The organism is Salinimicrobium flavum, assembly GCF_042684505.1.
Lineage (GTDB): Bacteria > Bacteroidota > Bacteroidia > Flavobacteriales > Flavobacteriaceae > Salinimicrobium > Salinimicrobium flavum.
In genome coordinates, this window is record NZ_JBHULT010000012.1 from 95,012 (window position 1) to 108,404 (window position 13,393).

Annotated in this window: 11 protein-coding genes and 1 riboswitch; of the genes, 8 read left to right on the forward strand and 3 right to left on the reverse strand. The window is 43.2% G+C overall.

The window, feature by feature from the left end; translation table 11 throughout:
• Nucleotides 1–2: 2 nt before the first annotated feature.
• Entirely contained in the window at nucleotides 3–1,829 is a 1,827-nt protein-coding gene (locus tag ACFSTG_RS14150) for a TonB-dependent receptor plug domain-containing protein (protein ID WP_380754465.1), read from the reverse strand.
• 30 nt (nucleotides 1,830–1,859) lie between these two features.
• Nucleotides 1,860–2,188: riboswitch (cobalamin riboswitch) on the reverse strand.
• A gap of 59 nt (nucleotides 2,189–2,247) precedes the next feature.
• On the opposite strand from ACFSTG_RS14150, the gene ACFSTG_RS14155 reads away from it, so the two are divergent.
• The 8 genes from ACFSTG_RS14155 (at nucleotide 2,248) to tnpA (ending at nucleotide 9,934) form a co-directional block, all read left to right on the forward strand.
• The gene (locus ACFSTG_RS14155) at nucleotides 2,248–3,390 is read left to right on the forward strand and encodes an ABC transporter substrate-binding protein (RefSeq protein ID WP_380754468.1); all 1,143 of its coding nucleotides are present in this window, start codon (nucleotides 2,248–2,250) and stop codon (nucleotides 3,388–3,390) included.
• Nucleotides 3,391–4,422 carry an iron chelate uptake ABC transporter family permease subunit gene (locus ACFSTG_RS14160; protein ID WP_380754471.1) on the forward strand — a complete coding sequence of 344 codons (1,032 nt, stop codon included), beginning with the start codon at nucleotides 3,391–3,393 and terminating at the stop codon, nucleotides 4,420–4,422.
• Nucleotide 4,423: 1 nt separating this feature from the next.
• Nucleotides 4,424–5,218 (forward strand): ABC transporter ATP-binding protein, encoded by a 795-nt coding sequence (locus ACFSTG_RS14165; RefSeq protein ID WP_380754474.1) that lies wholly within the window; start codon nucleotides 4,424–4,426, stop codon nucleotides 5,216–5,218.
• Nucleotides 5,219–5,248: 30 nt separating this feature from the next.
• Nucleotides 5,249–6,658, forward strand: coding sequence for a DNA recombination protein RmuC (gene rmuC / locus ACFSTG_RS14170; RefSeq protein WP_380754476.1), 1,410 nt, complete (start codon nucleotides 5,249–5,251; stop codon nucleotides 6,656–6,658).
• A gap of 6 nt (nucleotides 6,659–6,664) precedes the next feature.
• Complete coding sequence (locus ACFSTG_RS14175; RefSeq protein WP_380754479.1) at nucleotides 6,665–7,795, forward strand: serine hydrolase domain-containing protein; 1,131 nt, start codon at nucleotides 6,665–6,667, stop codon at nucleotides 7,793–7,795.
• 10 nt (nucleotides 7,796–7,805) lie between these two features.
• Nucleotides 7,806–8,351, forward strand: coding sequence for an acyl-CoA thioesterase (locus ACFSTG_RS14180; protein ID WP_380754481.1), 546 nt, complete (start codon nucleotides 7,806–7,808; stop codon nucleotides 8,349–8,351).
• The gene (locus ACFSTG_RS14185) at nucleotides 8,352–9,326 is read left to right on the forward strand and encodes a bile acid:sodium symporter family protein (RefSeq protein ID WP_380754483.1); all 975 of its coding nucleotides are present in this window, start codon (nucleotides 8,352–8,354) and stop codon (nucleotides 9,324–9,326) included.
• Nucleotides 9,327–9,499: 173 nt separating this feature from the next.
• Entirely contained in the window at nucleotides 9,500–9,934 is a 435-nt protein-coding gene (gene tnpA, locus ACFSTG_RS14190; RefSeq protein ID WP_380754486.1) for an IS200/IS605 family transposase, read from the forward strand.
• Nucleotides 9,935–10,012: 78 nt separating this feature from the next.
• Here tnpA and ACFSTG_RS14195 read toward each other — a convergent pair whose 3' ends face one another.
• Nucleotides 10,013–10,411 carry a DUF423 domain-containing protein gene (locus ACFSTG_RS14195; RefSeq protein ID WP_380754489.1) on the reverse strand — a complete coding sequence of 133 codons (399 nt, stop codon included), beginning with the start codon at nucleotides 10,409–10,411 and terminating at the stop codon, nucleotides 10,013–10,015.
• A gap of 79 nt (nucleotides 10,412–10,490) precedes the next feature.
• A complete protein-coding gene (gene carB / locus ACFSTG_RS14200) occupies nucleotides 10,491–13,343 on the reverse strand; it encodes a carbamoyl-phosphate synthase large subunit (protein WP_380754492.1) in 2,853 nt (950 codons plus the stop codon).
• Between the last annotated feature and the right edge of the window lie 50 nt (nucleotides 13,344–13,393).

A 13,393-nucleotide genomic window follows, 5' to 3' on the forward strand; every position in this document is an offset into this window, starting at 1 on the left:
GATTAAAATTTAAAGGTTAGTTTGGTGTTATAGGATCGCCCTGGCATGGGTCGTGAAGGCATGCTATGATAATTCACATCCCAAAGATTTAGTACCTCTACCCCCAGGCTAATAGTTTTCAATAGGTCATAATCCACTCCAATATTGGAAAGCAGATAACTGTCCAGAGAATAATTATTATCTGAAGAGGTATATACCCTGCCTGTATTCAAGAACTGGTAGAAGGCTGAAAATTTCCTGAATCCATACCCTGCTGAAGCCGTCAATTTATGCCGGGGAACATAGATCAACATTTTTCCCGTGGTTTGATCTTCTGAATGGGTGTAGGCGTAGGTTCCGGAGAAGAGAAATTGATGTTCCCCATATTCTTTTTCCCATGCGGCCACTGCTTCCAGCCCATAGTTGCGAACGCTTTTTGTATTTTCCGGTTTCCACAGCCCATCGGCACCCGGGATCCAACGCAAAAGATTGTCGATCTCCATCACAAAACCGGTAAGACTGATTTTCAGATCTTTTAATTCAAGGTCCTGGCCAATTTCTGCCTGTAAGGATTTTTCTGGTTCCAACTCCCGGTTCCCGCCTGCATACCAGAAAAGGTCGTTAAAAGTCGGGATCCTGTAGTTTTTTGAAAAATTCAGTTTTACCCGGTAAGAATCGGTAACCTCATATCCCGAACTCAGTGAAAATAGCAATGGAGAATCATAGGAATCGGTAATTTCTTTGCGGCCGCTTATTTGGTACCTGAAGCGGTCAAGTTCATGTGAAAAAAGAAACCCCAACGAGCCCGTAGTTCTTTCCTGCTCCCCAATATTGGTGCCTTCTCCTGTAGTATGATCCAAATGTGCGATTCCGCTTATTACAATATCCGGAGTCAGCTCATAAGCCAGGTCGTACTTGACAATGCCGGTTTTTGCATTTCCGTACACATGAGCCTCCTGCTCCCTGTTCTCATAGTACCTGTACTTTTCGTCCAGATATGCCAGTCTAAGGTTGGAAGTAAAACTGTTGAACAAACCTTTCCACTCCAAAAGATTCCTGCTGTTGACATCTTCAAACCTGCTTTTCGAAGGCGCCGTAAGGGTGCCGGAAAATCCTCTGCCACCGTCATAGTATTGAGTGTAAAGTTTCAGGGTGTTTTTTTCGTCCAGAATGTGGGCGATGGCCGCATTAAACCCTTTATTTTTGAAATCGCCGTTGACATTGGCCTTTTCTCCATCAGGGTAATTAAAATCATTGTCACTACTGTGTCGGGAAAACTGGAGCTGCACATTTGTATCTTCGGAAGAAAAATCACCATGATAGTCCCCGAAAAAAGTATTAAAACTTCCGTATTTCAGTCTTAGTTCATTTTTAAATCCTTTACCAAACCTGAAGCTGTTGTTCAGGTGAACACTCCCGCCTATTGCGCCGCTTCCGTACAGCACACTTCCACCACCCGACCGTATACCTATGTGATCATACCCCGAAGCAAATAAAGTATTGAAATCTGTTTGCCCGGTGAATTGAGAATTGATGTTGATCCCGTTCCAGATCACGGCGGTTTGGGAAGCGGTGGTCCCCCTGAAGGAAGCAGATGCTACCATGCCGGGACCGTTCTCCTTGAAATGAATAGGACTGTTGAATTTTAGCACAGACATCAGCGAAGGCTGATTATGTTCCAATACAGAATCCTTTAAAACCGTTACGGTATTCCCCGGGGAATTCTTATAAAGCCTCACATCGCTGAGTACAATCTCGGCGAGTAGATTTACAGAATCATTTTGCGCAAACACGGGTGCCCCCTGCAGCAAAAGAAAAAATAAGATGTAGAAATTTCGTTTTTTCATCATCCACCGGCTTTTTTCCCGAAAGCCAAAGGTTTTAAAAGGTTGCATTTGGCAGGTCTCCTGGCTCGCGTCCTTTTGTTTACCTTCCCATCCCTAAAGACAGTGGTATGAAGTTTACAAAGGCATCCCGAAATCACGGGACTAAGCTTACAGTTGCGGGAACAGCTCAGGCTTGTTTGAAGTAAGATTTTAGAAGTTAGAATTTAAGTAATTCTTGTTTTTAAAATCTCTTCGGAAGTTGTTGTTTTACGTACCTCGTAATTCGTACTTCTAACTTCAACTTCCCCTGATTCCCTTTTAATCGACGTTTTTTATTTCTGAAATTATCAGAAAACGATCGAACCAAAATTCAGGCACTAAAGTAAACATTTCAGTTTATCCCGCTTAGAAAAAATTAAATAATCTTACTTTTGAGGCTCAAATGAAACGATATTCCTACATAATCCTGCTGTTCACCCTCACCTCCATAATAAGTTGCAAAACCAAGGAACGTGAAGAGGAAAACATCCTAGAATCAGGGGTAGAGATCCCGGTAAAGTATGCTTCAGGGCTTTCGATCAAAGACCATGGGGATTTCCTGTTGATCTCGGTTAAGAACCCCTGGCCAAAGGCTGATAAGACCTACCGTTATTTACTTGCTGAAGAAAACGCAGAAATACCTGAAGGACTTCAATACGACCAAAAGGTGAACATCCCCGTAAAAAAAATTGTGGTCACTTCTACCACCCATATCCCTTCTCTTGAGATCCTGAATGAGGAGGAAAAACTTACAGGTTTCCCCGGGCTGGAATATATTTCTTCGGAAAAGACCCGGAATTTGATATCTGAAGGAAGGATAAGGGAACTGGGCAGGAATGAAGCCCTCAATACCGAAGCTCTTCTGGACCTTCGGCCCGATGTGGTGGTTGGTTTCTCCATTGACGGAAGCAACAAAAGTTTCAATACCATTCAAAAAAGCAGAATTCCGGTGATCTTTAATGCCGACTGGACCGAGAACTCACCACTGGGCAAAGCCGAATGGATCAAATTCTTCGGGGCGCTCTTCGGAAAGACCCAGGAAGCAGAAGCCTTTTTTGAAGAGGTAGAAAAAGAATATCTTGACGCAAAGAAACTTGCCCAAAAAGCAGAAGAAAGACCCACCGTTTTAACCGGCGCAATGTACAAGGACCAGTGGTTCTTACCGGCGGGAAACAGCTGGCAGGCCAGTTTCCTTAAAGACGCCAATGCAGATTACCTTTTTAAGGACACCGAAGGCACCGGGAGTCTCTCCCTTTCTATTGAAACCGTTCTGGCTCGTGCAGCTAATGCCGAGTTTTGGGTAGGCCCGGCCCAGTTTGGAAAGTATGAGGAATTGGAAGCCGCTTCCTCGCATTACGGGGAATTTTTGGCATTTCAGAACAAAAATATTTTTACCTTCAGCAGTGAAAAAGGCGAAACCGGAGGTGTTATTTTTTATGAACTGGCCCCTAACCGGCCAGATCTTGTTTTGAAAGATCTCATCTCGATTTTTCACCCTCAACTGTTACCCGATTATAAAACCACTTTTTATAAACCTCTGGAATAATTGCAGAATACCCGCGCCTATAAGATCAGCCTGTTGCTACTGCTGCTAGTCACCTTAGCTGTATGGTTCCTGAACATTAGTTTAGGGTCTGTAAGTATACCATTTGACGAGGTGCTAGCGGTGCTTTTTTCTTCGGAGAGAAGTGAAAGTAACTGGCAGTATATCATTATGGAATACAGGATCCCGAAAGCCCTTACTTCTGTACTGGCAGGATCTGGGCTGGCGGTGAGCGGAATGTTGATGCAAACCATGTTCAGGAATCCCCTGGCAGGCCCGTATGTTCTCGGGTTGAGCAGCGGCGCCAGCCTTGGAGTTGCGCTGGTATTAATGGGCGCTTCCCTCTTCGGGGGATTGGCCACCGTCGCGATCTTTTCCAGCTGGGGATTGGTTATCGCTTCAAGCGTAGGCAGCTTACTGGTGTTGCTGGCCGTTATGCTGGCTTCAATCCGTTTAAAAGATACTATGGCCATCCTTATCATTGGATTGATGTTCGCCAGCTTAAGTTCGGCAGTGGTAAGCGTTCTGGCCTATTTTAGTCCGGCGTCGCAGCTGCAGCAATATGTTTTCTGGTCCTACGGAAGTGTGGGTGACCTCTCGTGGAATGAATTGGGGGTGTTGTTCTTTTTCTGGGTGTTGGGAACCGGCCTGGCCGTTTTCAGTATAAAGAACCTTAATACCCTATTGCTGGGGGAGCAATATGCCAAAAGTCTTGGCATGAACATAAGCAGGAACCGGGCGATCCTCATAATCTCCACCAGTTTTTTAGCGGGGAGTATCACTGCTTTCGCTGGCCCTATAGCCTTTGTGGGACTAGCGGTTCCCCATTTGATAAGACAGGTCATCCCAGTGAATGACCATAAAATATTATTACCTGCAGTAATTCTTGGTGGCGCCATTCTAATGCTGCTTTGTGACATTGTTGCGCAGTTGCCGGGGAGCGAGCACACATTACCTATCAACGCGATCACTTCCCTCGTAGGTGCACCGGTAGTGATTTGGCTCCTGGTTCGTAAAAGAAAATTCCTGTTCTAAAATGGAAAATTTGACATCAAATATTGTCCTTAGAACCGAAGATCTGAAGATCGGGTTTGAAAAGAAGCACCTGCAAACGGTGATCGCTTCGGGGATAAATATTGATGTAAAAGAAGGGGAACTGGTGGCGGTCATTGGGGTAAACGGGGTGGGAAAATCCACTTTTCTGAGGACCATAAGCGGGGTGCAACCTGCACTGGCCGGTAAAGTCTTCATCAATGCTGAAGACAGAAATAATATCCCTCCGGCAAGACTGGCAGCTCTTATTAGTCTCGTTTTAACTGAACAACCCCTTTCCAAAAACCTGGGGGTAGCCGAACTGGCAGCTCTCGGTCGGCAGCCATACACCAACTGGCTTGGCACTCTTTCCGAAGAAGACAGAAAAAAAGTGAAACATGCGCTAAACCTGGTTAAGATTGACCACATTCTGCACAAAAAATGTTACGAACTTAGTGACGGCCAATTCCAAAAGGTTTTGATCGCCCGGGCGCTGGCCCAGGATACGTCAATCATGATTCTGGATGAACCTACCTCCCATCTCGATATGTACCACAAGGCACAGGTATTGAAACTCCTTAAGGAACTAAGCGTAACCACCAAAAAAGCCATTATTTTTGCTACCCACGAGATCAACCTGGCTTTGCAGCTGTGCGACAGGATAATCCTTATGAAACCTGATGGCGTCATTGAAGGCAGTCCTTCTGAGCTGATCGAAAAAAGAGCTTTTGAAAGCATTTTTCCTTCAGACCTTATCTTTTTTGATCCCTCCACCCAATCCTTCAGAATAAAAACCTGAAAACAGTATCTTTGAAGAAACCGGTTATTTATGAATGAACTCTCTCTCATTGGAATTTCCTTCCTCATCCTGCTCTTTGGAGGTCTAATTGGTTTTCTCATTAGTAATTTCAGGAATAAGGGGGTGCAAAATACCCTTAGAGAAAGGAATAATCAGGTAAACCTTCAGTTTGAGAATTATAAGGAGCAGATCCAGCAACAGGTGATCCAGCTGAAGGAGCAAAGCAAGGAAACCAAAGAAGCTATCGAAAAGCAATTTTTGGATGCCTGTAAGGAGCGGGAAATGATAAGGGAGGAAAAGGAAATTTTCAGGAACCAGCTTACCCAAAGAAATTCTGAATTACAGAATTTGCAGGAAAAACTGGAGGAGCAAAAAGGCGAAGTAGAGAAACTTCAGGAGAAATTCACCAAAGAATTTGAGAACCTCGCGAATAAGATCCTGGATCAGAAGTCAGAAAAGTTTACCACTCTCAATAAAGAGAATATTCAGAGTATTTTGAGTCCGTTGCAGGAAAAGATCAAAACCTTTGAAGAAAAGGTCGAAAAGAATTCAAATGATTTTATTGAACGACATGCACAGCTGGGAAAACAGCTGCAGTTCCTGAATGAGCAAAATATAAAAATTAGTGAGGAGGCCAATAATCTTACACGGGCTCTAAAAGGCGAAAACAAGACACAGGGAAATTGGGGAGAACTTATCCTGGAACGGGTACTGGAAAAATCAGGGCTGGTGAAAGACAGGGAGTATTTTGTTCAGAAAGCTCATCAAACAGAAGAGGGTGGCAAATTACTGCCAGATGTAGTACTGCACTTACCCGGGGACAAACGAATGGTGATCGATTCTAAGGTTTCCCTGGTGGCCTATGAAAAATATGTGAATGAGGAGGACGAGATGGCACGGGCAAAATGCCTTAAAGAACACCTGCGGTCACTGAACAACCACATCCTTGAACTCAGTTCAAAAAAATATGAAGACCTGTACAAGATGGAGTCTCCGGATTTTGTCCTGATGTTCATTCCCGTAGAACCTGCCCTCTACCTTGCCCAAAATTTTGATAATTCTTTCTTTTATACGGCTTTTCAAAAGAACATATTACTGGTCAGCCCAACTACCCTTCTCTCGGTCTTACGGACAATAGATACTTTGTGGAGTAATGAAAAGCAGCAACAAAATGCGATCGAGATCGCAAATCACGCTTCGTCACTGTACCACAAATTTAAGATCCTGCTTGATGACCTGGAAACGGTTGGAAATAGATTAAGTTCAACTTCTACCGCCTATGAAACCGCGATGAAGAAGTTAACAGGTCAACAAAACCTCATCAAGGATATCGACAAACTTGAAGCACTGGGAATCTCCCCAAAACAAAAACTTTCTCAAAAATGGATCTCCAGGGCAGAGGCAGGAAACGGAGAAGAACCCCAAAATCTCTTGAACTAACCGCTTATGAAAAAATACTTTTTTACCGCTCTACTTTTCAACTTTTTGATCCTAACCGGCACTGCTCAAAATGGCTATTTTCCAACTTCGGGAGAATGGCAGAAAAAAGAAGCGGCTGAATACGGAGTGAACCTCACAAAAGTCATTGAGTTCGCAGAAAATAACGAATATTCCGAGTCCAGAGATCTGCGACAGGCGATCCTTAAGGGATTCATGAATGAACCCTATCACGAGCTGCTGGGACCGGTAAAACGTCGTGGCGGACCTGCCGGTCTTATTATAAAAGACGGGTATATTATAGGGGAATGGGGAGATACAGAAAGGGTGGACATGACCTTTAGTGTGACGAAAAGCTTTCTGTCAACCACGGCTTTGATCGCGTTGCAACAAGATCTTATTGATGATGTGAATGATCTGGCGAAGAAATACGTGTGGGACGACACTTTTGAAGGGCCCCACAACAGCAGGATCACATGGAAACATTTGCTCCAACAGACTTCAGACTGGAGTGGAGAACTCTGGGGTAGTCATGACTGGGCAGACAGACCGGCAAAAGATGAAAGTATCGATCAATGGCGAGGCAGAAAACTCAATGACCCGGGCACTTTTTACAAGTACAATGATGTACGGGTAAATGTGCTTGCCTATTCCTTGCTGCATGTTTTCAGAAAGCCGCTTCCACAGGTTTTAAAAGAAAAGATCATGGATCCCATTGGGGCATCCTCCACCTGGCGCTGGTATGGTTATGAAAATTCCTGGGTAACCATAGATGGTCTAAAAATGCAATCGGTTAGCGGAGGAGGTCATTCCGGCGGGGGCATGTTTATCAATACCAAAGATATGGCCCGGTTCGGGCTTCTGTTCCTTAACAATGGGGAATGGAGCGGCAAACAGCTTATTTCTGAGGATCTGATTTCTGAAGCCATGGAACCTTCCACAGTAAACCCCAGATACGGCTACATGTGGTGGCTTAACGCTACAAATTGGGAGAAGGTACCCGAACATGTTTTTTACGCAGCAGGTTTTGGAGGGAATTTCATAATTATTGACCGCAAAGAAAACCTCGTGGTGGTGACCCGATGGCTGGAGCCATCAAAAATTGAAGATTTCATGAATCTTCTTTATGAAAATCTATAACTAAAAACCAATGAGAAAAAAATTTAAGTCTATTGACGAATCGCGGGTAACCATTTCTGAACTCATGCTCCCCTCCCACTCCAACTTCAACGGAAAAATACATGGGGGCTATGTTTTGTCATTATTGGACCAGATCGCTTTTGCCTGCGCCTCAAAACATTCTGAAGTATATTGTGTTACGGCGAGTGTGGACACCGTAGATTTCCTGAAACCTATTGAGATAGGCGAGCTGGTGACCATGAAAGCTTCTGTGAATTTCGTAGGTTCCAGTTCGATGCTAATCGGGATTAGGGTAGAAGCTGAAAATATCCAGACTGGAGAAGTAAAACACTGTAATTCCTCTTATTTTACGATGGTTGCTAAAGACAGCGAGGGGAATTCTGTACCTGTACCGGGGCTGATCCTGAAATCTTCTGATGACATAAGAAGGTTTGCGAAAAGCATTAAACGTTATGACAACAAGAAAAAGCGCCGAACAGAATTCCATGAAACAGATTTTGTTTCTGAAGAACACCTGCATATCGTCGAAGGCTACAACGTACAAATAGAGCTATAATTGAAATTTAACGGGTTCATAATTACCCTGCTCCTGGCGATAATTGTCGCCTACCTCCTGCCCCGTGGGCCTGAGGTTCTGCCTTTAAAAACAATAACTGATATTGGTATAGGCCTTATCTTTTTCTTCTATGGCCTTAAATTGTCCCCGGCTGAATTTAAACTTGGGTTTTACAATTATAAGGTACATATCCTTATCCAGCTAAGTACATTTATTCTTTTTCCACTGCTGGTTTTGATCTTTATCCCATTCTTTGAAGGCGGTACAGATTCTGACCTATGGCTGGCTCTTTTTTTTCTGGGAGCCTTGCCATCTACAGTGAGTTCTTCTATTGTGATGGTCTCCCTCGCAAAAGGAAATATTCCAACTGCCATTTTCAACGCCAGTCTCTCGGGTCTGATAGGTGTGGTAGTAACGCCTCTTTGGATGTCCTTGTTTTTGAAAGGCTCAGCGGATTTCGAATTTTTAAGTGTCTTTCAGAAGCTTTTCCTGCAGGTTATCCTGCCATTGGTAATTGGATTGTTTCTTCAACGATTCTTCGGAGGCATGGCTCGAAAAAACAGTACCCGAATCAGCTTTTTTGACAAGTCGGTGATCGTCCTGATCGTCTACTCCAGTTTCAGCGCGGCATTTTCTTCCAAACTTTTTTCCTCTGTGGCACTCCCTGAACTACTGAAACTTACAGTGCTGGTTATTGTTTTATTCTTTGTGGTATACTTCGGAATTGGATACGTCTCCAAACTTATGAATTTGAGCACAGAAGACCGAATCACTGCCAAATTTGCGGGCACCAAAAAATCCCTGGTCCACGGTTCAGTAATGGTTAAGATCATTTTTGGAAACAGCGCCAGCAATGCCCTCTTCCTGCTGCCAATCATGCTATACCACATTCTGCAGTTATTGGTGATCGCGGTTTTTGCCGAAAGGTACCGCTTACGCGATACCAGTGAAGCAGCTAAAAACCTTAAAATCTAGCAATAGTTTCCTCTTTTCTTTTCCTCTTTTTTGTGAAAAACTTGATAAATGGTTAAAACCATTTATATTTAAACAACAACCCTTTAGCCCCGGGTTTAAACCCGGGGCTACCATAAGCACCGAATCATCTGAACCGTTTCAACGGTTTATTCATTGTAATCAAAAATTTATCTATGTCTCATTCATTTAACAAGATTTGGATCCACGCTATTTGGGCAACTAAGGAAAGGCAACCCTTAATTAAACCTTCAATTGAGAAAAGAGTTCATAATATGATTAGCGAGCAACTATGCGAAATGGAATGTTCCGTAAGAATCATAAATGGCATGCCAGACCATGTTCATTGTTTATTCCTGCTCAATTCTCAAAAATCCATTTCAGAAGTAATTAAACAGATTAAGGGAAGCAGTTCTCATTTCATTAACCACAACAACTTTATATCCCAAAAGTTTGCATGGCAGACCGGTTATGCCGCATTTTCCGTTTCCGAATCGGTGATCGAAAAAGTTTCTGATTACATACAAAATCAAAAATCTCATCATCAAAAGAAATCCTTTCAGCAGGAATATCAAGAAATTTTAGTACTCTACGGCTTTAATAATAAATAGAATAGGTCGCAAAAAAATTTTGAGAGGGAGCGGTGTAGACTCCGGTTTCTAATATTATTCCTTTAGCAGAAATAATATTTAAAACCGTAAAAATTCAGCTACAGAAGCTACATTAATGGTGAAGAGTATCCACCCCATCACGAGCAACAGTCCGCCAAGGGGTGTTACAGGTCCCAGAAATGCCATTTTTCGATCTCTTGACGAACTAAGTACGAGTCCATAAATACTAAAGGAAAAGAAGAATACCCCCAGGATGAGAAACCATCCCATAAGATTTTGAGAGAAACCTATAAAAGGGAAGATCACTCCTGATAGAATAAGTAATAAGGCGTGATACATTTGGTATTTCACACCGGTCTCAAAACTTTTCAACTGCTCCTGTGTCAAAAATTTCTTAAGGCCATGAGCACCAAAAGCACCAAAAATGACCGCAAGGGCACCGTATATTCCGCCTATGATCAATACTGCTTCTTTCATACTTTTTAAGGTTTGATTCGTGTAAAAATAAGAATGCCACCTTGAACCAGGTGGCATTCTTCAAAAATTTATTTTATTACTATTTAGTCAGGTACATCTTTCTTCTCGAATACAGCTCATAAAAGACATCGTCTTTCAGGCTGTCAATGAAGAGGATACTTTCTCCTGTACTTTTCATCTCAGGTCCCAGCTGTTTGTTCACATGTGGGAATTTATTAAAAGAGAATACCGGTTGCTTAATGGCATAACCATCAAGTTTGGTACTGTATTCAAAATCAGTCACCTTGTTTTCACCAAGCATCACTTTGGTAGCATAATTCACGTAAGGTTGACCGTAAGCTTTTGCTATGAAAGGCACTGTACGTGAAGCACGTGGATTGGCTTCAATGATAAACACTTTGTCATCTTTAATGGCAAACTGAATGTTTATTAATCCAACGGTGTTCAGCGCAAGAGCGATCTTTTTGGTGTGATCAACTATTTGCTGCATTACCAGGTCACCAAGGTTGAATGGAGGTAAAGTCGCATTTGAGTCTCCCGAATGAATCCCACAAGGCTCTATGTGTTCCATGATCCCAATGATCTGTACGGTTTCCCCGTCGCAAATGGCATCGGCTTCTGCTTCTATCGCACCGTCAAGATAGTGGTCCAGAAGCAATTTATTGTTAGGTATCTTCCGAAGAAGATCAACCACGGTCTCTTCAAGATCTTTTTTATTGATCACGATCTTCATTCCCTGACCTCCCAGCACGTATGAAGGACGTACGAGAATAGGAAAATCAAGTTCATCTGCAAGTGCCAGGGCTTCATCAGCCGTTTCTGCCACTCCAAATTCAGGATAAGGGATATCATTCTTTTGAAGTAGTTTGGAGAAGGATCCACGGTCTTCGGCAAGGTCGAGGGAATGGTAACTGGTCCCCATGATCTTTATTCCGTAGCGATCCAGTTTCTCGGCAAGTTTTAGAGCGGTTTGGCCTCCCAGCTGCACTATCACCCCTTCAGGTTTTTCATGCCGAATGATGTCATAGATATGCTCCCAGAAAACCGGTTCGAAATATAATTTATCGGCTACGTCAAAATCGGTAGAGACAGTCTCGGGGTTACAGTTGATCATGATGGTTTCATAGCCACATTCATTAGCTGCCAAAACTCCGTGGACACAACAATAGTCAAATTCTATCCCCTGTCCTATTCGGTTAGGACCCGATCCCAATACTACAATTTTCTTCTTATCTGTAACCTTACTGTCGTTTTCCACATATCGCTTTCCTTCTTTTGTCTGGATTTCAGCCTCAAAAGTGGAATAATAATAAGGTGTCTCTGCTTTAAATTCTGCCGCACAAGTATCTACCAGTTTGTAGATCCTTTTCACCCCAAGCTCTTCTCTACGTGAATACACCTGGCTTTCAAGGCAGCCCACCATGTAAGCGATCTGCCTGTCTGCAAAACCTTTTTGTTTCGCTTCCAGCAACAGATCCTTTGGCAAAGTGTCTATCCTGTACTTAGAGATCTCGACTTCAAGTGCGTACAATTCCTCATATTGCTTGAGGAACCACATGTCAATTTTTGTGATCTCGTGGATCCTGCTGAGGGTAATTCCCAGTTGAATAGCATCATATATTACAAAGACCCGATCCCAGCTTGGATTCTTAAGTTTGTCGATGATCTGGTCGTAATTGGTATATCCTTTCCCGTCAGCTCCAAGTCCGTTACGTTTTATCTCCAGCGACTGCGTAGCTTTATGCAAGGCTTCCTGGAAAGAACGCCCAATTCCCATCACTTCTCCTACAGACTTCATCTGTAGTCCAAGGGTACGGTCACTTCCTTCGAATTTATCAAAGTTCCACCGAGGTATTTTCACGATCACATAATCCAGGGTTGGCTCAAAAAGAGCAGAGGTAGATTTGGTGATCTGGTTTTCAAGCTCATCCAGGTGATATCCAATGGCCAGTTTTGCAGCGATCTTTGCTATCGGGTATCCGGTAGCCTTTGATGCAAGGGCTGAAGATCTTGATGTTCTGGGATTGATCTCAATGGCCATGATCTCTTCCTTTTCATCAGGGCTTACCGCAAACTGTACATTACAGCCTCCCGCGAAGTCTCCAATATTCCGCATCATTTTGATGGCCAGATCCCTCATCCTTTGGAAACAGGTATCACTAAGGGTCATTGCCGGTGCAACGGTAATAGAGTCTCCTGTGTGGATTCCCATGGGATCCATGTTCTCAATAGAACAAATGATCACCACATTATCGTTTTTATCACGCAGTAGTTCCAGTTCATATTCTTTCCACCCGAGCAATGCCTTATCGATCAAAACTTCATGGATAGGTGAAGCCTCGAGACCTGCTGTTAACAGTTCATCAAAATCTTCTTCACTATGCACAAAGGAGGCACCGCTTCCACCAAGTGTAAATGAAGCTCTAATTACCAGCGGAAATCCAAATTCCTGGGCCACTTCCTTACCCTTAAGAAAAGAAGTCACTGTTTGAGCTGGGGCCACACCTACACCTAAGCGTACCATCAACTGCTTAAATTTTTCCCTGTCTTCGGTAATGTTTATCGCGTCTATATCGACCCCAATCAACTTAACATTAAAGTCCTGCCATATTCCTTTTTCCTCTGCTTCTATACAAAGGTTCAGTGCAGTTTGTCCACCCATGGTGGGTAGCACCGCGTCAATATCGGGATGGTCCTTCAGGATTCCAACAATTGATTTTGTTGTAAGAGGTTTTAGATACACATGATCTGCCATTGAAGGATCGGTCATGATAGTGGCAGGATTTGAATTGATCAATACCGTTTCAATACCTTCTTCTCGCAACGATTTGAGGGCCTGTGCCCCGGCATAATCAAATTCACAGGCCTGGCCTATAATAATTGGACCAGAACCTATGATCAGTATTTTCTTTAGGTTTTCGTTCTTTGGCATTAGAAAAAAATTTGTGTGGTGTTTGTAAAAATAAGAACCTATAGGGTATA